The 19,670-nt window shown below is 63.9% G+C and carries 19 protein-coding genes and 1 pseudogene; 17 read left to right on the top strand and 3 right to left on the bottom strand.

Annotated features, from left to right (window positions below):
• Positions 1–75: 75 nt before the first annotated feature.
• The 14 genes from E3U25_RS01100 to E3U25_RS01035 all read left to right on the top strand — a co-directional run bounded on the left by E3U25_RS01100 (position 76) and on the right by E3U25_RS01035 (position 14,109).
• On the top strand, positions 76–1,815 hold the full coding sequence (locus E3U25_RS01100; protein WP_116223335.1) for a relaxase/mobilization nuclease domain-containing protein: 1,740 nt from the start codon (positions 76–78) through the stop codon (positions 1,813–1,815).
• Positions 1,816–1,839: 24 nt separating this feature from the next.
• Positions 1,840–3,825, top strand: coding sequence for a conjugal transfer protein TraG (locus E3U25_RS01095; protein ID WP_116223336.1), 1,986 nt, complete (start codon positions 1,840–1,842; stop codon positions 3,823–3,825).
• 4 nt (positions 3,826–3,829) lie between these two features.
• A complete protein-coding gene (locus E3U25_RS01090) occupies positions 3,830–4,261 on the top strand; it encodes a CopG family transcriptional regulator (RefSeq protein WP_116223337.1) in 432 nt (143 codons plus the stop codon).
• Between the two features lie 183 nt (positions 4,262–4,444).
• Positions 4,445–5,443, top strand: coding sequence for a P-type conjugative transfer ATPase TrbB (trbB, locus tag E3U25_RS01085; RefSeq protein ID WP_116223338.1), 999 nt, complete (start codon positions 4,445–4,447; stop codon positions 5,441–5,443).
• A complete protein-coding gene (locus tag E3U25_RS01080; protein WP_116223339.1) occupies positions 5,440–5,769 on the top strand; it encodes a TrbC/VirB2 family type IV secretion system protein in 330 nt (109 codons plus the stop codon). Before trbB ends, E3U25_RS01080 begins: the two co-directional genes overlap by 4 nt.
• On the top strand, positions 5,769–6,050 hold the full coding sequence (locus tag E3U25_RS01075; protein WP_116221359.1) for a VirB3 family type IV secretion system protein: 282 nt from the start codon (positions 5,769–5,771) through the stop codon (positions 6,048–6,050). Before E3U25_RS01080 ends, E3U25_RS01075 begins: the two co-directional genes overlap by 1 nt.
• Positions 6,051–6,061: 11 nt before the next feature.
• A complete protein-coding gene (trbE, locus tag E3U25_RS01070; RefSeq protein WP_116223340.1) occupies positions 6,062–8,578 on the top strand; it encodes a conjugal transfer protein TrbE in 2,517 nt (838 codons plus the stop codon).
• Positions 8,575–9,342, top strand: a complete 768-nt coding sequence (gene trbJ / locus E3U25_RS01065; RefSeq protein WP_208861544.1) for a P-type conjugative transfer protein TrbJ — start codon at positions 8,575–8,577, stop codon at positions 9,340–9,342. The genes trbE and trbJ overlap by 4 nt, the downstream gene beginning before the upstream one ends.
• A gap of 16 nt (positions 9,343–9,358) precedes the next feature.
• Entirely contained in the window at positions 9,359–9,649 is a 291-nt protein-coding gene (gene trbK-alt / locus E3U25_RS01060) for a putative entry exclusion protein TrbK-alt (protein WP_116221360.1), read from the top strand.
• 3 nt (positions 9,650–9,652) lie between these two features.
• Positions 9,653–11,011, top strand: a complete 1,359-nt coding sequence (trbL, locus tag E3U25_RS01055) for a P-type conjugative transfer protein TrbL (RefSeq protein ID WP_116221361.1) — start codon at positions 9,653–9,655, stop codon at positions 11,009–11,011.
• On the top strand, positions 11,008–11,697 hold the full coding sequence (trbF, locus tag E3U25_RS01050; RefSeq protein ID WP_116221362.1) for a conjugal transfer protein TrbF: 690 nt from the start codon (positions 11,008–11,010) through the stop codon (positions 11,695–11,697). Before trbL ends, trbF begins: the two co-directional genes overlap by 4 nt.
• A complete protein-coding gene (trbG, locus tag E3U25_RS01045) occupies positions 11,694–12,719 on the top strand; it encodes a P-type conjugative transfer protein TrbG (RefSeq protein WP_116221363.1) in 1,026 nt (341 codons plus the stop codon). Before trbF ends, trbG begins: the two co-directional genes overlap by 4 nt.
• Entirely contained in the window at positions 12,716–13,843 is a 1,128-nt protein-coding gene (locus E3U25_RS01040) for a TraB/TrbI/VirB10 family type IV secretion system protein (protein ID WP_116221364.1), read from the top strand. The genes trbG and E3U25_RS01040 overlap by 4 nt, the downstream gene beginning before the upstream one ends.
• Before the next feature lie 2 nt (positions 13,844–13,845).
• A complete protein-coding gene (locus E3U25_RS01035) occupies positions 13,846–14,109 on the top strand; it encodes a DUF2274 domain-containing protein (RefSeq protein ID WP_116221365.1) in 264 nt (87 codons plus the stop codon).
• On the opposite strand, the gene E3U25_RS01030 is transcribed toward E3U25_RS01035, so the two are convergent.
• Together E3U25_RS01030 and E3U25_RS01025 are read right to left on the bottom strand one after the other, a co-directional pair.
• Positions 14,063–14,977, bottom strand: coding sequence for a LysR family transcriptional regulator (locus E3U25_RS01030; protein WP_116221366.1), 915 nt, complete (start codon positions 14,975–14,977; stop codon positions 14,063–14,065). The genes E3U25_RS01035 and E3U25_RS01030 overlap by 47 nt on opposite strands.
• A 313-nt stretch (positions 14,978–15,290) precedes the next feature.
• Positions 15,291–15,596, bottom strand: a complete 306-nt coding sequence (locus tag E3U25_RS01025) for a YciI family protein (RefSeq protein ID WP_208861545.1) — start codon at positions 15,594–15,596, stop codon at positions 15,291–15,293.
• Between the two features lie 389 nt (positions 15,597–15,985).
• Here E3U25_RS01025 and E3U25_RS01020 point away from each other — a divergent pair, with 389 nt between their 5' ends.
• The 3 genes and pseudogenes from E3U25_RS01020 to E3U25_RS01010 all read left to right on the top strand — a co-directional run bounded on the left by E3U25_RS01020 (position 15,986) and on the right by E3U25_RS01010 (position 18,746).
• Positions 15,986–16,999, top strand: a complete 1,014-nt coding sequence (locus E3U25_RS01020) for a zinc-binding alcohol dehydrogenase family protein (RefSeq protein ID WP_116221735.1) — start codon at positions 15,986–15,988, stop codon at positions 16,997–16,999.
• A gap of 108 nt (positions 17,000–17,107) precedes the next feature.
• On the top strand, positions 17,108–17,620 hold the full coding sequence (locus E3U25_RS01015; protein ID WP_116221368.1) for a nuclear transport factor 2 family protein: 513 nt from the start codon (positions 17,108–17,110) through the stop codon (positions 17,618–17,620).
• Positions 17,621–17,694: 74 nt separating this feature from the next.
• Positions 17,695–18,746, top strand: a pseudogene (locus E3U25_RS01010) (aldo/keto reductase).
• A 59-nt stretch (positions 18,747–18,805) separates the two neighbouring features.
• On the opposite strand, the gene E3U25_RS01005 reads toward E3U25_RS01010, so the two are convergent.
• Positions 18,806–19,543, bottom strand: a complete 738-nt coding sequence (locus tag E3U25_RS01005) for an IclR family transcriptional regulator (RefSeq protein ID WP_116221369.1) — start codon at positions 19,541–19,543, stop codon at positions 18,806–18,808.
• Positions 19,544–19,670: the final 127 nt, after the last annotated feature.

Raw genomic sequence — 19,670 nt, 5'->3', positions numbered from 1 at the left:
CGCTTTCGCGCACCGTGCGCCCTGCGCCCATCTTACTGATTTTCCGCCGTGTTTTACGCCGTGCGGGGCATTGCCATGTCCGATGAGAACGAGTTCCGCATCCGTCCGGGGCGCATCCGCTCGACCCGCGCGCAGCAGGCCCGGCCTTTCATCGCGCAGGCCCTGGCAGCCGCGAAGAAAGCAGGCGGCGGCGTCTCGCGATCCGGCCGCGTTTCCTCGCCCAACCGATCCCGCTTCGGGCGCGGGCAGCGCGCCACCGTCCAGGCCAATCGCCTCATCTCCAACCGGACACGCGGGGCTGTCGTCAAGGCACGGGTGGTTCGCCATGGCGCACGATCCGCGCCGATGGGCACGCATCTCGACTATCTGCGCCGCGATGGCGTGACCCGCGACGGGGAGAAGGCACGGCTGTTCGGGCCGGGAACCGAGGATGCCGATGGCCGCGCCTTCGCCGAACGCTGCGGCGACGACCGGCATCATTTCCGGTTCATCGTTTCGCCCGACGACGCGCCGGATATGTCGGACCTCAGATCCTTCACCCGCGATCTTGTCAGCCAGATAGAAGCCGATCTCGGCACGCGGCTCGATTGGGTCGCGGTCGATCACTGGAACACCGCCCATCCCCATGTCCATCTGATCGTGCGCGGCGTGCGCGACGACGGCCAGGACCTCGTGATCTCCCGCGATTACATCAAGGAAGGGATGCGCGACCGGGCGCGCGACCTCATCACCCAGGAGCTTGGACCGCGCACCGATCACGACATCCGCCGCACCCTCGAAAGCCAGATCGAGGCAGAACGCTGGACCCAGCTTGACCGGCAGCTTGTGCGTGACGCCGGCAAGTTCGGCATCGTCGACCTCGCTCCGTCCGCAGACCGCCAGCCGGACGAGTTCCATGCCCTGAAGGTCGGCCGACTTCGCACCCTTGAAATCCTCGGGGTCGCCGGTCAGGTCGGGCATTCGCAATGGTTCATCAAGCCCGAGGCCGAGACGGTGCTACGCGAGCTCGGCGAGCGCGGCGACATCATCAAGCGCATGCACCGCGCCCTGACCGAGCGCGGCATCGAGCGCGGGTCGGCCAGTTATGTCCTCGCCGGCGAGAGCCTCGACGTTCCCGTCATCGGCCGGCTGGTCGAGCGCGGCCTTGATGACGAGTTGAAGGCCTCGGCCTATGCCGTGGTCGATGGTGTCGACGGGCGCACCCACCACATCAAGCTGCCGCATCTTGACGCTGCGGGCGACAGCCCGCCCGGCTCGATCGTCGAGTTGCGATCCTATGAGGACGCGCAGGGCACACGCCGGGTCGCACTCGCCGTTCGTTCCGATCTCGACCTTGGGGCACAGGTCGGCGCCACCGGCTCGACCTGGCTCGACCGGCAGGCCATCGCCCGCGAGCCCATCGCGCTTTCCGACAGCGGTTTCGGCGCGGAAGTCCGTCAGGCGATGGATGAGCGGGCTGAACATCTCATCGGAGAGAACCTTGCCGAGCGGCAGGGCGGTCGCGTCGTCTTCGCGCGCCGGCTGCTCGCCACCCTGCGCAATCGGGAACTGCGGGCGGTGGGAGAACAACTCGCCGCCGAGACCGGCATGCCGTTCAACCGCGCCGGAAGCGGTGAGTATGTCGCCGGCACCTATCGCCAGCGCCTCGCCCTCGCGTCTGGCCGCTTCGCCATGCTCGACGACGGCCTTGGCTTCCAGCTCGTGCCCTGGTCGCCCTCTCTCGAAAAGCAGATCGGCCGCCATGTCTCCGGCGTCGCCCGCGACGATGGCGGCGTCGATTGGGATTTCGGGCGCAAGCGCGGCCTCGGCCTCTAGCCTCAATCGGAAAGGACCATCGCAATGTCCGCGACCAAGATTCTCTGGGGACAGATCACCATCGTCTTCCTCATCATCCTCGCCACCACCTGGGGCGCGACACAGTATGTCGCCTGGGGCCTTGGTTATCAGGCCCAGCTCGGCCCGCCCTGGTTCGTCCTCTTCGGCGTGCCGGTCTATTTTCCGCCCGCGCTCTTCTGGTGGTGGTATTTCTATGAAGCCTATGCGCCACCGATCTTCGCCACGGGCGGGATCATTGCGGCATCCGGTGGCTTCATCGCCATCGCCGTTGCCATCGGCATGTCGGTCTGGCGGGCACGCGAGGCCAAGAACGTCGCCACCTACGGCTCGGCGCGATGGGCCGAGAAATCCGAGATCAAGGAGGCGGGCTTGCTCGATCCCGACGGCGTCGTTCTCGGCCGCTTTGAGAAGGACTACCTGCGTCATGACGGGCCGGAGCATGTGTTGTGCTTCGCGCCGACCCGATCCGGCAAGGGCGTCGGCCTCGTCGTCCCCTCGCTATTGACCTGGCCCGGCTCAGCGATTGTTCACGATATCAAGGGCGAGAACTGGCAACTCACCTCCGGGTTTCGTGCCCACCACGGCCGCGTTCTCCTGTTCGATCCGACCAACCCGAAGTCCTCGGCCTACAATCCGCTCCTAGAGGTGCGGCGCGGCGAATGGGAAGTGCGGGACGTCCAGAACATCGCCGACATCCTCGTCGATCCCGAAGGCAGCCTCGACAAGCGCAACCACTGGGAAAAGACCAGCCACTCGCTCCTGGTCGGGGCGATCCTCCATGTCCTCTATGCGGTGCCCGACAAGACCCTGGCGGGCGTGGCGAAATTCCTTTCCGATCCCAAGCAGCCGGTCGATACCACGCTACACGCCATGATGAAGACGCCACACCTCGGAAAGGCCGGACCGCATCCGGTCGTCGCCAGCGCCGCGCGCGAGCTTCTGAACAAATCCGAGAACGAGCGCTCCGGCGTTCTGTCCACCGCAATGTCGTTCCTCGGCCTCTACCGCGATCCGGTGGTGGCAGAGGTCACGCGCCGGTGCGATTGGCGGATCAGCGATATCGTCGGCGGTGAGCGACCGGCGACACTCTACCTCGTGGTGCCGCCCTCCGACATCAACCGCACGAAGCCGCTGATCCGATTGATGCTGAACCAGATCGGCCGACGTCTCACGGAAGACTTGCAGGCGAACGCGGGGCGGCACCGGCTGCTCCTGATGCTCGATGAGTTTCCTGCGCTGGGCAGACTCGATTTTTTTGAGACGGCGTTGGCCTTCATGGCCGGGTATGGGCTGAAATCGTTCCTGATCGCGCAGTCGCTCAACCAGATCGAAAAAGCCTACGGGCCGAACAACTCGATCCTCGACAACTGCCACGTCAGGGTCAGCTTCGCCACCAATGACGAACGCACCGCCAAGCGCGTCTCGGATGCTCTGGGCACCGCGACCGAGATGAAGGCGATGAAGAACTATGCCGGGCACCGGCTGTCGCCTTGGCTTGGCCACCTCATGGTGTCGCGCTCCGAAACCGCCCGGCAACTGCTGACGCCGGGCGAAATCATGCAGCTTCCGCCGGCGGAGGAGATCGTCATGGTCGCGGGCATTCCGCCGATCCGGGCGATGAAGGCGCGCTACTACGAGGATGCCCGGTTCCGTGAGCGCCTGCTGACACCGCCGGAACTGAATCAGCCCGACGAAACCCGACCCGACGATTGGACCACGTTGCCCATTCCGGTCCGGCCGGAGAGTTTGGAGGATACGCCCGATCCATCCGTCGACGATGAAGATCCGACAGAATCCGAACGCCGCCTGCAACCGGAACTCAGCCGCGCCAAGCCTGTCGAGAAGAAAAAACCCATCGACAACGAGTGGGAGGCCGGGCTGACCGACGATGCCGATGAGGATGCCGCCCAGAACAGGCGTATGATCCAGCGTGTCCAGGGAATAGCGCGTCAGGTCGCGATGGACCCCCATGACGGTATGGATCTCTAGCGCCATGGCCAATCCCCGGAAAAAGAGAAAGGTCACGATCTACCTGGACCCCGATATCGAGAAGTCTCTGGCCGATTTCGCCGCGCGCCGCGACCAGTCGCAGTCGATGATCGCCGAGGCCGCCATTGCATCCTTCCTGTCCCCCGACGATGCGGAGCGGCGGGAGGCCATCATCGCCCGGCGTCTCGACCAGCTCGACCGCCGCATGGGACGGACAGAGCGGGATGTCGGCATCGCCGTCGAGAGCCTAGCCGTGTTCATCCGCTTTTGGCTGACGACAACGCCCGCGCTGCCCGAACCCGCGGCCAAGGCCGCCAAGGCCAAGGCTGGCGAGCGGTATGAAGGGTTCATCACCGCGCTCGGGAGGCGGCTGGCGCAAGGGCCGACGCTCCGGCAGGAAATACCGGAAGACATTCCCGAATCAGAAGGCTCATGACCTCGCACGCCATGTGGGCGCGAATGTGATAGCTTCAAGAACAACGCGCCACCGCCGTTCTCCTGTATTTTTATCCCACACTACTACGACGACCGAAACTTGTTGCCCTGACCCGTTTTGGGTCTCTTTTAGTCATCCCCATCCGGGGATCGTCTCTCGCCTCCCCGGTGGAACGGGGACGAGATGGCAGGCATCAACCACAAACAGGCAACTGTGGACCGCGGCGCGCGCATGCTCCGAACGGCGCTCGGGCCTGCCATCTCAACCTTGCTGCAAGACCCCTCCGTCGTCGAGGTGATGCTCAATCCCGATGGCCGGATCTGGGTGGACCGTCTGTCCACCGGATTGGCCGATACCGGCGAGGTGCTGTCTGCCGCCGATGGCGAGCGCATCGTGCGGCTGGTTGCCCACCATGTCGGCGTCGAGGTTCATGCCCGCAGCCCGCGGGTCTCGGCTGAATTGCCGGAAACGGGTGAGCGGTTCGAGGGCCTGTTACCGCCCGTCGTCGCTGGGCCCGCCTTCGCGATCCGTAAACCCGCCATCGCAGTGTTTAGCCTCAACGACTATGTGGCGGCCGGCATCATGTCCGCCGATCAGGCCGCGACGCTGCGCGCGGCAGTTGCCGCCCGCGCCAATATCCTCGTTGCGGGCGGCACCTCGACCGGCAAGACCACGCTGACCAATGCGCTACTGGCCGAGGTGGCAAAGACCTCGGATCGCGTCGTCATCATCGAGGATACGCGCGAGCTGCAATGCGCCGCGCCCAACCTGGTCGCCATGCGAACCAAGGACGGCGTTGCCACTCTCTCGGAACTGGTGCGGTCGTCCCTGCGCTTGCGTCCGGATCGTATCCCGATCGGTGAAGTGCGCGGCGCCGAGGCGCTCGACCTGCTCAAAGCCTGGGGCACCGGCCATCCCGGCGGCATCGGCACCATCCATGCCGGGTCCGGGATCGGTGCGCTGCGCCGGCTCGAGCAACTCATACAGGAAGCCGTCGTCACCGTCCCGCGCGCCATGATCGCGGAGACCATCGACCTCGTTGCCGTCCTTGCCGGTCGCGGCTCCGCGCGTCGGCTGGCCGAACTCGCCCGCGTCGAAGGACTGGGGCCGGACGGCAACTACCGGATTTCCCCCGCCTTTTCAGAACCCGACACCATTCACAACACTGGAGACTCCGCATGATCCGTCGCGCCTTTCGTATCCGCCGTCACGTCGCAACTGCCGCCGCCTTCGCCTGGGTGAGCTTGATGACTGCCCCCGCATGGGCCTCGGGCTCCTCCATGCCCTGGGAGGCGCCCCTGCAATCCATTCTCGAATCCGTTGAAGGGCCGGTGGCGAAAATCGTGGCCGTGATCATCATCATCGTCACCGGCCTCACCCTGGCCTTCGGCGATACCGGCGGCGGTTTCCGTCGCCTGATCCAGATCGTCTTCGGCATCTCCATCGCCTTTGCCGCATCGAGCTTCTTCCTGTCCTTCTTCAGCTTCGGCGGCGGGGCGCTGGTCTGATGGCCGCGAGTTTCGAGGCGCTCGACACAGTGCCGGGCTTCAGCGTGCCGGTTCACCGTGCCCTGACCGAGCCGATCCTGCTCGGCGGGGCACCCCGCAGCGTCGCGATCCTGAACGGCACGCTGGCCGGGGCGGTCGGCCTTGGCCTGCAACTCTGGTTCGCCGGCATCCTGATCTGGGCCGTCGGCCATATCGCGGCGGTCTGGGCGGCGAAACGCGATCCGTTCTTCGTCGAGGTTGCGCGCCGCCATCTGCGCTTGCCCGGCCATCTCGCGGTGTGAGGACGAGAGCCATGATGAACCTTGCCGAATATCGTCGCACTGCCTCCCGCCTTGCCGACTACCTGCCGTGGGTGGCGCTGGTCGGCGGCGGGATCGTCCTGAATAAGGACGGCAGCTTCCAGAGGACCGCGCGGTTTCGCGGTCCCGATCTGGATTCCGCGGTCGCGGCCGAACTGGTCGCCGTCGCCGGACGGTTGAACAACGCTTTTCGCCGGCTCGGCTCCGGATGGGCGATCTTCGTCGAGGCGCAGCGCTCGGAGGCCGCAACCTATCCAGCGAGCCGCTTCCCCGATCCGGCCGCGGCGCTGGTCGACGCCGAACGCAAGGCCGATTTCGAGGAAGAAGGCAGCCATTTCGTCTCAGGCTATTTCCTGACCTTCCTCTGGCTGTCGCCCGCCGAAGATGCGGCGCGCTCCGAATCCTGGCTCTACGAGGGTCGCGAGACCTCGGGCGTGAATCCTTGGGAACTGGCTCGCGGATTTGCCGATCGCACCGACCGGGTGCTGGCGCTGCTCGACGGCTTTATGCCGGAGTGCCGCTGGCTCGATGACGGCGAGACCCTGACCTACCTGCATTCGACGATCTCAACCAACCGTCATCGCGTCGCTGTGCCGGAGACGCCGATCTATCTGGATGCGCTGCTGGCCGATCAGCCTCTGACCGGAGGGTTGGAGCCGCGCCTCGGCAATCATCACTTGCGGGTGCTGACCATCACGGGCTTTCCGGGCGCCACCACGCCGGGCCTGCTCGATGAGATGAACCGGCTTGCCTTTCCCTATCGATGGTCCACGCGCGCGATCCTGATGGACAAGATCGACGCGACGCGGCTGCTGACGAAGATCAGGCGGCAATGGTTCGCAAAGCGGAAAAGCATCGGCGCCATCCTCAAGGAGGTGATGACCAACGAGCCATCCGCTTTGGTCGATACCGACGCTGCCAATAAGGCCGCCGACGCGGACATGGCCTTGCAGGAGCTTGGCGCCGATGTCGCGGGGCTGGCCTATGTCACCGCGACCGTCACCGTCTGGGACGCCGACCCACGCCTTGCCGACGAGAAGCTGCGCCTGGTCGAGAAAATCATCCAGTCCCGCGATTTCAGCGTCATGGTCGAGACGGTAAATGCCGTCGATGCCTGGCTCGGCAGCCTGCCCGGCCATGCCTATGCCAATGTCCGGCAACCGCCCATCAGCACGTTGAATCTCGCCCATATGATCCCGCTTTCGGCGGTGTGGGCGGGGCCGGAACGGGACGATCACTTCGGCGCACCCCCGCTGCTCTACGGCAGGACCGAAGGATCGACCCCGTTCCGGTTTTCTCTTCATGTCGGCGATGTCGGACATACGCTGGTCGTCGGGCCGACCGGCGCGGGCAAGTCGGTGCTGCTGGCGCTCATGGCGCTGCAATTCCGGCGCTATCCGCGCTCACAGGTCTTCGCCTTCGATTTCGGCGGGTCTATCCGCACCGTCTCCCTCGCCATGGGCGGCGACTGGCACGATCTCGGCGGCGAGCTGACCGATGCTTCCGAAACGTCCGTTTCGCTGCAACCGCTGGCCCGTATCCACGAGACTGCCGAACGCGCCTGGGCGGCGGACTGGATCGTCGCGATCCTGCGCCGCGAAAATGTCCAGATCACCCCGGATGTGAAGGAACACATCTGGACGGCGCTGACTTCACTCGCCTCCGCACCCGTTGGAGAGCGGACCATCACCGGCCTTGCCGTGCTGCTGCAATCCAACGATCTGAAACAGGCACTGCGCGCCTATTGCGTCGGTGGTCCCTATGGGCGGTTGCTCGATGCCGAAAGCGAACATCTCGGCTCGGCCGATGTGCAGGCGTTCGAGATCGAGGGGCTTGTCGGGACAGGTGCCGCGCCGGCGGTCCTCTCCTACCTGTTCCACCGCATCGGGGACCGGCTCGACGGCAGGCCGACGCTTCTGATCATTGATGAAGGCTGGCTGGCGCTGGACGACGATGCGTTCGCGGAACAGCTCCGAGAATGGCTGAAGACGCTGAGGAAGAAGAACGCCTCGGTCGTCTTCGCCACGCAGTCGCTCAGCGACATCGACAATTCGGCCATCGCCCCGGCCATCATCGAGAGTTGCCCGACCCGACTGCTTCTGCCGAACGAGCGCGCCGTCGAGCCGCAGATTACCGCAATCTATCGGCGTTTCGGGTTGAACGACCGTCAGATCGAGATCCTCGCGCGGGCCACGCCCAAGCGCGACTACTACTGCCAAAGCCGCAGAGGCAATCGGCTGTTCGAGCTGGGGCTCAGCGAAGTGGGCCTCGCGCTCTGCGCCGCTTCGGCCAAATCCGATCAGGCGTTGATCGGCGAGATTCTCGCCGAGCATGGCCGCGATGGGTTCCTCGCCGGCTGGCTGAAGGCACGCGGCGTCGAATGGGCCGCCCAACTGATCCCCGACCTGAGCAATCTCGCGACCGACAACGAGGACCTGTCACCCCTCATCCTCGACGAGGACGAGTCCGAGTTCGAGTTCACCCTGGAAGAAGAGGAGATTACCCCATGACGCGGACGATGCCCCGGATGTCCCGGATGGCCAGCGCCTCCATGCTCGCGCTGACGCTGGCCTTTCCCATCACGCTCACCCCCATGCTGACGAGCCCGGCCCATGCCTGGCGCATCGTCTATGATCCGTCCAACTACGCGCAGAACGTGCTGACGGCGGCGCGCACGCTGGAACAGATCAACAATCAGATCACCAGCCTCCAGAACGAGGCGCAGATGCTGATCAACCAGGCCCGCAATCTCGCGAGCCTACCCCACAGTTCGCTTCAGGCGCTTCAGCAGAACGTCCAGCGCACCCAGCAGCTTCTCGGTCAGGCGCAGAATCTCGCGTTCGAGGTCGGCCAGATCGACCAGGCGTTCCAGAGCCAATATGGCAATGTTGCGCTCTCGTCGACCGACGCCCAACTGGTCGCCGACGCACGTTCGCGTTGGGAAAACACCGTCGGCGGCCTGCAGGACGCCATGCGCGTTCAGGCCGGTGTCGTCGGCAATATCGACGCCAACCGCTCGGAGATGGCCACGCTCGTCGGTGAAAGCCAGGGAGCAACCGGAGCGCTACAGGCAACCCAGGCCGGCAACCAGCTCCTCGCCCTGCAATCGCAGCAGCTCTCCGACCTGATCGCAGTGATTTCGGCCAATGGCCGGGCCGATGCCCTGTCCGAGGCGGAGCGTGCGACCGCAGCCGAGCAGGGGCGTATCCAGCGCGAGCGCTTCCTGACGCCGGGCCAGGGCTACCAGCCCGGCAACGCACAGATGTTCAACTGAGGAAAGGAGGGAGGCCATGGAAGGGAAGGTGCTGGCCCGGATCGCGGCCATCGTGTTCGTCGCCGTAGCCATCACGGCGACCGTTATCGAGATGACCCGCGAGGACGTCTCCACCGCGCCCGCACCTTCCGCACCTTCCCTCCAGCCGCCGACCGATCCGTTACGCGAGGGGCAGCGCCGTTGCCAACGATTGGGGGAAGCTGCGGCCAACGACGCCGAATGCCTGCATATCTGGGCCGAGACCCGCGACCGCTTCCTCGGCCGGACACCGGCACCGGCAACACCAGCACCGATTGGAGGGCGATGAGCCATGGGCGGAACGGGGGTCATCGACAATTTTCTCGGCATCTTCACCAGCTACATCGACAGCGGTTTTGGCCTGCTCGGCGGCGAGGTCGCCTTCATCGCCACCACCCTGATCGTCATCGACGTCACCCTGGCCGCACTCTTCTGGGCCTGGGGTGCCGATGACGATGTGCTGGCCCGGCTGGTGAAAAAGACGCTCTTCGTCGGCGTATTCGCCTACATCATCTCGAACTGGAACAATCTTGCCCGGATCGTCTTCGAGAGCTTCGCCGGGCTGGGCCTGATGGCCTCGGGCACCGGCTTCTCCGTCGCCGATCTCCTGCGCCCCGGCCGCGTCGCCCAGACCGGGCTCGATGCCGGGCGGCCGCTATTGGAATCCATCTCCGACCTGATGGGCTGGGTCGCGGTCTTCGAGAATCTCGTGCAGATCCTCTGCCTCTTCTTCGCCTGGGCGCTGGTCATCCTCGCCTTCTTCATCCTGGCGATCCAGCTCTTCGTCACCCTGATCGAATTCAAGCTGACCACGCTCGCCGGTTTCGTCCTCATCCCCTTCGGATTGTTCGGGAAGACCGCCTTCATGGCCGAGCGCGTGCTGGGCAACGTGATTTCCAGCGGCATCAAAGTGCTGGTCTTGGCCGTCATCATTGGTATCGGCTCGACGCTGTTCAGCCAGTTCACCGCGGGCTTCGGCGGAGCGACCCCCACCATCGACGACGCCATGGCGATCGTGCTGGCCGCGCTGTCCCTGCTCGGCCTCGGCATCTTCGGCCCGGGCATCGCCACGGGTCTCGTCTCCGGTGGTCCGCAGCTTGGCGCTGGCGCTGTCGTCGGCACCGGACTCGCCGTTGGTGGTGCCGCTGTGGCAGCCGGAGGCGCGACCATGCTCGCCGCGCGTGGCGGAGCCGCTGCCCTGTCTGGGGGCACCGCGCTCGCGCGCGGTGGTGCTGCGGCCGCCGGGGCTGCGTCGTCGGCCTATACACTTGGCTCCATGGGCGCATCCGGTGCGGCTGGTGTCGCTTCCGGCCTGGGCGGCGTGGGTCGTGCCGGCGCTGCGGCGACCATCTCGCCCCTGAAGCGCACCGCATCACGCTTCGCCGACACCATGAAATCCAGCTATGCGGACGGCGTCCGTAGTGGGTTCAGAGCCTCGGGTGGCAGCTCCTCGATGGGCACCGTCGGCGGAAACCCGTCGCCCGAGCCGCCCGCTCCTCCCACCACCGAGGGTCCGCCAGCTTGGGCACAGCAGATGCGCCGCAGCCGAGCCATCGGTCACGGCGTCACGGCCGCAGCCCATGCGGTGCGTTCCGGCGACAGCCATGGCCCCGGCTCATCCGTCAGCCTTTCCGAAAGTGACCGCACATGAATCTCTTCAAACGACCGACAACCCATTACGGAAAAACCCCGCAGCCCGAGACGTCCTACCAGAAGGCCGCGCAGGTCTGGGATGAACGCATTGGTTCCGCCCGCGTGCAGGCGAAGAACTGGCGCTATATGGCGTTCGGTAGCCTGATCCTCTCGGCCGGTTTTGCCGCTGCCCTTGTCTGGCAATCGGCGCGCGGAACTGTGGTGCCATGGGTGGTGCAGGTCGATAATCTCGGCCAGGCGCAGACCGTAGCGGCGGCCGTTGCCGACTATCGCCCGACCGATCCGCAGATCGCCTTCCATCTCGGCCGCTTCATCGAGCAGGTGCGCGCGATCCCGTCCGACGCGATCATCGTCCGCCAGAACTGGCTTCGTGCCTATGAGTGGACGACGGATCGCGGCGCGGCCGCCTTGAACGATTACGCGCGGAGCAACGACCCTTTCACCAAGGTCGGCCGCCAACAGGTTGCCGTCGAAGTGTCATCCGTCATCCGGGCTTCTCCGGACAGCTTCCGCGTCGCCTGGACCGAACGCCACTATGAGAACGGGCAGCTTTCCACCACGGAACGGTGGACCGCCATCCTGACCATCGTGATCCAGACCCCACGCGACGCCGAGCGTCTGCGCGCCAACCCTCTTGGAATTTACGTCAACGCGATCAACTGGTCGCGGGAGATGAGCCAATGACCGCCACGTCTTTCCGTATAGTCGTGTTTCCGGCTTTCCGTAAACCCGCGCTCGCGGCTTTGCTGCTTTCCGCCACCATGTTGGCGGGCTGCGCCACCAACAGGACGCCGCAGTTCAGCTACGATTCCGACGTGCCGCCGCTACCCACCGCGCAGGTCGCCGTGACCGACAATAGGCCCCGTCCGCTGCATATACCTCCAGCCTGGACGGTGGCACGAGGCGGCACTGCCGCCGGCACGCCGGACGGCCGCGTGCAGAACGCCAATGCCGCCGCCCGTGTCGAGCCGCGCCGCGAAGGCTACTATAACGCCATCCAGATTTATCCGTGGTCGGAAGGCGCGCTCTATCAGGTCTATGCCGCCCCCGGCCAGATCACCAATATTGCGCTGGAGCCGGGCGAGAGCCTGACCGGCGCGGGGCCGATTGCGGCAGGCGATACGACCCGCTGGATTATCGGTGACACCGAGAGCGGATCAGGCGCGAGCCGTCGTGTCCACATCCTTGTAAAGCCGACGCGCGAGGACATCTCGACCAACCTGGTCGTGACCACCGACCGGCGCGTTTACATGATCGAGCTACGCGCGCGGGAAGCCCTCTACATGCCCTCCGTCTCATGGGCCTATCCCGCGCCGCCGGCAGGGAGCCGCGTCACCACGCCCGCCGCGATCATTCCGGCCGAGGCGGCCCGCAACTATCGCTACGGATTGCAGGTGCGGGGCGACAGTCCACCGTGGCGGCCGGTTTCCGTCTTCGACGACGGCCGCCGGGTTTTCGTAGTGTTCCCGCGCGGCATCGTGCAGGGCGAAATGCCGCCTCTGTTCGTCATCGGGCCGGACGGAGAAACGCAGATCGTCAACAGCCGAGTCCATCAAAATGTCCTGATCGTGGATCGCCTGTTCGGCGCGGCGGAGTTGCGTCTGGGCAGTGGCGATCGCCAGCAGGTCGTCAGGATCGTCCGAATGGAACAGACACAGGCCGCATTCCGGACTGCCCGCACAAAAACGGGAGGGTCGTCCTCATGAGTGAGACCAACACCACCGCCCCCATGCGGCTCCGTGCCGAACCGCCGCGCGTCACCCGGCTGTCCAGGAGGATGCTGGCAGGCGTAGGCGCGGTTGCGTTTCTCGGCATCGGCGGCGCGCTCATCTACGCGCTGCAAACCCGCGATCCCGGCCAGGGAGGCGGTGAACTCTATTCGACTGAAAACCGGCCCACGGCCGATGGCCTGTCCGGCTTGCCGCGCGACTATACCGGCCCTGTCCTGGGGCCGGCATTGCCGGGTGACCTGGGCCGTCCGATCCTCGAAGCGCAGAACCGAGGACAGCCGGTGGGACCTCCAGCCATCACGACGCCCGCCATCGATCCGGACGAACAGCGCCGTCTCGCTGAGGAGGAGGCCGCGCGACTCAGTGGCGTATTCTTCCAGTCCGGGCCTCGCACTGGAACACCTGCGGGCACCACCGCGCCCGGTTTGGCTAGTCTGGGCCTCGGAGGTCAGCCGGAAGCTCAATCCCGTCACACCACCTACCTCAATGGTCCGGTGGACCGGCAGACCGTCGCCCCGGATCGCGTCGCGCCGCCGGCATCGCCCTATATCCTTCAGGCCGGGGCCGTGATCCCCGCAGCGTTGATAACCGGCATCCGTTCCGATCTGCCCGGCCAGATCTCCGCACAGGTGACGGAAAACGTCTATGACAGTCCGACCGGCGCGCTGCTGCTGATCCCGCAGGGCACCCGCATCATCGGCCAATACGACGATGGCGTGACCTTCGGCCAGCGCCGCGTGTTGCTGGTGTGGAACCGCCTGATCCTGCCGGGCGGCCGCTCCATCGTGCTGGAGCGCCTGCCGGGCGCGGATGCCAGCGGCTATGCCGGCCTTGAGGATGGCGTCGACTATCACTGGTGGGATCTGATGAAGGCCGCAGGGCTGTCCACGCTGCTCGCAGTCGGCACGGAGCTGGCGACAAGCGATGAGGACCGGCTGATCCGCGCCATCCGCGACGGGGCCCAGGATACCGTCAATCAGGCCGGCCAACAGATCGTGCAGCGCCAGTTGCAGGTCGCGCCGACGCTGACCATCCGCCCCGGTTTCCCCGTCAGGGTGATCGTCACCCGCGATTTAGTATTCGAACCCGCAGGAGGTTAACCATGACCAAGCTGAAACTCGGCCCGCTGCCTGACGACAAGCCCGTCAAGGTGACGGTTGAGCTGCCGGGGCCGCTTCATCGCGATCTGGCCGCTTATGCCGAGGTTCTGGCCCGCGAGAGCGGCCAGCCCGTTGCCGATCCCGTCAGGCTGATTGTGCCGATGCTGGAACGGTTCATTGCAACTGATCGGGGGTTTGCGAAGGCGCGGCGCGCTGCCCCTACACAGATCGCGCCGATCGGTCCGCAACGGTCTTCGCCAGACTGAGCAGTCGTCGGAAGGCCGGATTGTCGTTTTTGGCGGACCACACTGCCGAGAAGGGGAGAATCTCTCCGAGGATCGGACGATAGGCAACGCCAGGAAATTGTGCGACGGTCATGGCTTCGCTCACAAGTGTCAGCCCCCGGCCGAGCGCAACGAGCGGCACGAGGTTATCCCGGCTGACCTTCTGCACTAAGATCTCAGGGTGTCTTCCGAGGCCGGCAAGGCAGCGAACTAGATGATCGTGAATCTCCTGACCCGGTGCGGTCTCGCTCACCATGAAGGTTTCCTCGGACAAGTCACGCCAGGTCAGCCCCTCACGGCAGGCCAAGCGGTGATCGGATGGCAAAACAGCGAACACGCGCTCGGACCACAGATGCTGGCGTTCGCAATCAGGCCAATCCCTTGTCCCAGTGACGAAGGCGACATCGAGGCTCAATTGCCGAATCGCCGAGATGTGCTCAACAGGATTCCCGTCGACTATCTCGATCTCAACCTTGTGGTGGCGACGACCATAGGTTCCAAGCAACTCGGCCAGGAAGCCCGAGGCGATCGAGGAATAGATGCCGATCCGTACCCGGCCATCCTCTGACCGTCCGGCAGATGCAACCTCATGGGCGCCTTCGCCAATGGTCCTGATGGCTCTTCTGGCCCGAGCAAGGAACCGTTGACCGGCAAAGGTCTGAGACACGCCCCATGTATGCCGATGGAAGAGTGATGCGCCGATTTGGTCTTCGAGATCAGCAACACAGCGACTGATGGCCGACTGGGACAGTCCGAGGGCAGATCCCGCCTTTCGGAAGCTGCCGTGCTCAGCCGCGGCTACAAAATAGCGGAGATGGCGAAGCTCAATTGATTCCAGGCTGTCATCCATACCTATTTCGCTCCGATCTCGCTATATCGCGATTATCCGGTCGAACATCATGGAATGCTCGAAGCATCGGGCCACCAGAGCGGAAAAAGCTTCCGCTACATTATCGGAATTGACAGTCGTCTCATTTTTGCAGGCACTCTTGCCCTTTTTCGGGAATACGCTGATGACAACTTCGTCCACGAAAAGGTCGCTGAGTTTAAAGGGCTGGGCGGTATTCCGGTCGTTCACGACCGTCAGGTCTCTACCGAAATCCCTGTGTTTTCGCGTCTCCTGGCGGGGCGATCTCGTGCAACAGCTACCGGCGGAGGAAAGATCACTCACCAAGCTGATCCGCCATCATTGCCGGCTCGAACCCAGAAATATGAAACTCGGCAAGCTCCAGCTTCTTGAATGGATCCTCTAGAAGGATCGCTTCGAGCTGCGCGCGATTCTCGGCGACGGCTATGATGAGCCCACCGTCGCCCGTATCCTTTCGTCCGGAAGCGATGAAGACACCGGCGGCGAAGTTGGCTTTGACAAACTGAATGTGCTCAGGGACGGCTGCGTCCACGCGCTCGATCGGAGCGGTATAGCGAAGGTCAACGACGAATATGCTGTGGCCGTTCGGGACTAGGGGCATTGAAGTCTCCATTGCTGTAACGGCCCGTCTCGGCCGGAAGAAACCGAAGTGATGCGCATCGGCATCAAGACAAGTTTCGGAGATTGCTCAGCAATCTAGATTCGGTCTCGGATGCTTGGAAGTTAGGCGTGACGGAATGGAAATACTATCCACCTATGATGACATACTGTCATAGACATAGATTATAAATCTGATGCTTCACGTTTTGTTGGAACGTCTTTCACCTATGGGCCAAGAGGACGATTTATAACTGACATCTATAACACCAATCCATCAAAGCGGCCTAATCCAGCAGCCAGAAATAACTATATCCAAGGTGGCGCGATCCTCTCGGGTCTGACCCGACGAAGAAACTTCTCGGTACAATAAAAGAGTAGGAAACCAAGATGATGAAAGCCGTAGGTTACAAGCAGAAGGGCTCGATCGACCGCGACGACGCTCTGCTGGATGTCACCCTGCCCAAGCCCGCTCCGACCGATCATGATCTTCTGGTCAACGTCGCTGCGATCGGAGTGAATCCTGTCGATTGCAAAATCCGGAATAACGGCGCACCTGCCGAGGGACAGGTCAAAACCCTTGGCTGGGATGCCGCAGGCACTGTCGTAGAAGTCGGCTCGAAGGTCGAGGACTTCAAGGTCGGCGATCGCGTGTATTACGCCGGCGACGTGAGCCGACCAGGCACGAACTCGGAATATCACCTTGTCGATGCCCGGCTCGCGGCGAAGGCTCCGGCTTCCCTGTCGGATGCAGAAGCGGCGGCTCTGCCGCTGACCACCCTTACGGCATGGGAAATGCTGTTCGACCGCCTCGACGTAACGCGGCCCGTTCCGGGTGCTGCCCCCGCCGTGGTCATCATCGGCGCGGCAGGCGGCGTCGGATCGATGGCGATCCAGTTGCTTCGGGCACGCACCGACCTCACCGTGATCGCCACGGCCTCGCGGCCGGAAACGAAAGAGTGGTGCTTCAGCCTTGGCGCGCATCATGTTGTCGATCATAGCGAGCCGCTCGCCCCGCAAATCGAAGCGCTGGGTATCGGAGCGCCCGGTTTCGTGTTCTCGACGGCCGGATCGGTCCAGTATCGCGACGACATTGTGAAGCTGCTCTCGCCGCAAGGTCGCTTCGGATTCATCGATGATGCCGACGTGTTCGACGTGAATCCCTTCAAGTGGAAGTCGATCTCGGTGCATCTGGAAGCGGTCTTTACCCGCGCCATGATGAAGACCGCGGATATGAGCGCGCAGGGCGAAATCCTTCGGCAGGTTGCCGAGCTGATCGAGGCCGGGAAAGTCCGTTCGACGCTCACCGAAACCATGGGCACGATCAACGCCGAGAACCTGAAGCGGGCGCACAAGCTCGTGGAAACGGGCAAGGCGCGCGGCAAGGTCGTGCTCGCGGGCTTCTGATCCCGCCCTTTTTTGGCCGTTGGGGGATGGCGCGACGCAATCCCCCCGGCTTGTTTCCGGCCGCCGAAAGGCGGGCAATACACCAAATCTCTATCGAAGGGATGACAGATAACAAGCCCCGTCCTGAGCGATGCCCAGCGGCTCCAACGTCTGGAAGATATCGAGCAGATCAGAACGCTCAAGGCGCGATACGCCGAAGCGCTCGACAACCGATTCAACGGCGATCAGGTTTCCGCGCTGTTCGCAGAGGATGCCACATGGCATGTCGGCGAAGATCAGGCCCCGCAGAGAGGGCGCGAGGAAATCAAGCGTCTCTGCGTGAGCCTCGCAAAGCAAATCTCATGGTCGATCCACTACTTCCTGCCATCCGTGATCGAGATCGGCGCAGACGGAAAGACCGCCAAGGCCAGCTTCTACATTCTGGACTTCCAGACCCTCAAGAACGAAGCCGGTGAAGATGAAGCCTATATGTTTGCTGGAACCTTCAACGACACGTTCACGAAGATCGACGGGGCTTGGTATTTCCAGAGCATCAACGGGAAGATCGATGTGGTTACGCCGTGGACCGAAAGCTGGGTGAGCAAGCCGTTCATCCCGGATTTCTTCGCCAAGAGCAAATAGCGCAGGCCGTCCCGCATAGGCCCCAGCTCCCCCGCACGCCTGCCCCAGCCGTTTAACGATGAGAGGATATCGATATGGAATATCGCTTGTTGGGGCGATCGGGCCTCAAAGTCTCGACGGTCACGTTCGGAACGATGACCTTCGGCGGCACGGGCTTTTTCGCCAAGGCCGGCACGACCGGCGTTGATGACGCCCGGCGATTGCTCGATGTAGCAATTGACCACGGCGTCAATTTCTTCAACACCGCGAACGTCTATTCGCATGGCGTGTCCGAGGAAATACTAGGGCAGACGATCAAGGGGCGGCGCGACCGCCTGCTGATTGCCAGCAAGGTCCGCATGGGCATGGGCGACGGGCCGAACGACGCCGGCCTGTCACGCAAGCACATCATCGACCAATGCGAGGCGAGCTTGCGCCGGTTGGGCACCGATCACATCGACCTTTATCAGGTCCATGAATGGGATGGCCTCACGCCGCTCGAAGAAACGCTCGACGCGCTCGACTCGATGGTGAAAGCCGGGAAGGTCCGATACATCGGCAGCTCGAACTATGCCGGCTGGCAGTTGTCGAAAGCGCTCGGGATCTCCGAACGCCACGGCTACCAGCGCTTTATCTCCCAGCAAATCCACTACACCCTTCAGGCGCGCGAAGCCGAATACGAGTTGCTGCCGATCGCAGAGGACGCCGGCGTCGGCGTGCTGGTGTGGAGCCCGCTCGCCGCTGGCCTCCTTTCGGGCAAATATCGCCGTGGCCAGCAGCCGCCAGAGGGCTCGCGCCAGCTTTCCGGCTGGGGCGAACCGCCTGTCCGCGACGAGGACGCCCTTTACAACATTGTTGATGAGCTGGTTGCCATCGGTGACGCGCGCGGGGTTTCGGCGGCTCGGTATCCTTGGCCTGGCTCCTGGGTCGCCCGGGCGTGGCCTCGCTGATCGTCGGAGCCCGCAACGAACAGCAACTCGTTGACAATCTCGCGGCAGCAGACCTCGAGCTCACCGACGACGAGCGCGCCCGGCTGGACCGGGTTTCCGCCCCGGCGCTGATCTACCCGTATTGGCACCATGCGAAGTCCGCTTCGGACCGCCTCGGACCGCACGATATCGTCGCCACCGAGGCGATCAAACGGTAGCGCTCGATCTTGGCGGGCGCTCGAACTACGGTTCGAGCGTGCCCCGCTTCATCGCTTTCCTACAGCCAGCCATGACCAGCCGGCCGCACCTTGTCCAATTCGATGCGGATCTGTTCGGCGATTGTAACGAGGCGTGATTTCGGAAGGCGATTGGTCGGCCCGGCAACAGCGATAGCGGCGCGCGGCGTGATTGCGACCGCGACACAGGAAATCCCGGCGCGCTGGCTATCCAGATCGAGGGCGTAGCCCTTGCGCTCGGCGTCGGCGATCTCTTCGCCATGGCGCTCCCAGCGTTCAGGGTCATTTGCGCGAACGGCTTTCGCAAGGTCGGGATCGGATGCAAGCAGGGCATGGCCGAGCGCTTCGCCGATCAGCGGCTTTCGCTCGCCCGGCTTGACCGCTAGATGCAGCGGCTTGTCCGACTGCACAGCATCGACGCACAGATAGTCATGGCCGGTGACGAGAGCGAGGAAGGTAGATTCGCCCGATTCCGCGCTCACGGTCGCAAGGACGGGCTGGATGCGAGCGCGCAGTGCGTGTTCCTCTTCAGCATCGGGCCGCAGCAGTCGATTGAGCTTGCCGGTCAGCCGGTAGGCCGCGCCTTTCTTCCCTTGGGTGATGTAGCCCAGCTCCTCCAGTGAGGCGAGCAGGTTGTGAGCGGTGCTGCGATTGAGGCCAGCACCATCGGCAAGCTCGCTCAGCCGCGCACCGTCGGGCTGGGACGCGATGCGCTCAAGCAGATCAAAGGCTCGCTGGACAGACTGAATCACGCGGCCGGAAGACGACATTTGTTCCATATTACTGAACCTATTCCCGTTCTGGCAGGGCGTCCAGCAGCCGAACCGGGCTTCTCCCCGGTAGGCTGGTGCTGGATTCCATGCTTCTGTTCATATAATTCCACAATGCTGAACAATATAGCGAAAA

This window comes from Paracoccus versutus (assembly GCF_029909795.1).
Lineage (GTDB): Bacteria > Pseudomonadota > Alphaproteobacteria > Rhodobacterales > Rhodobacteraceae > Paracoccus > Paracoccus versutus.
This window is presented reverse-complemented; position numbering and strand designations above follow the sequence as displayed.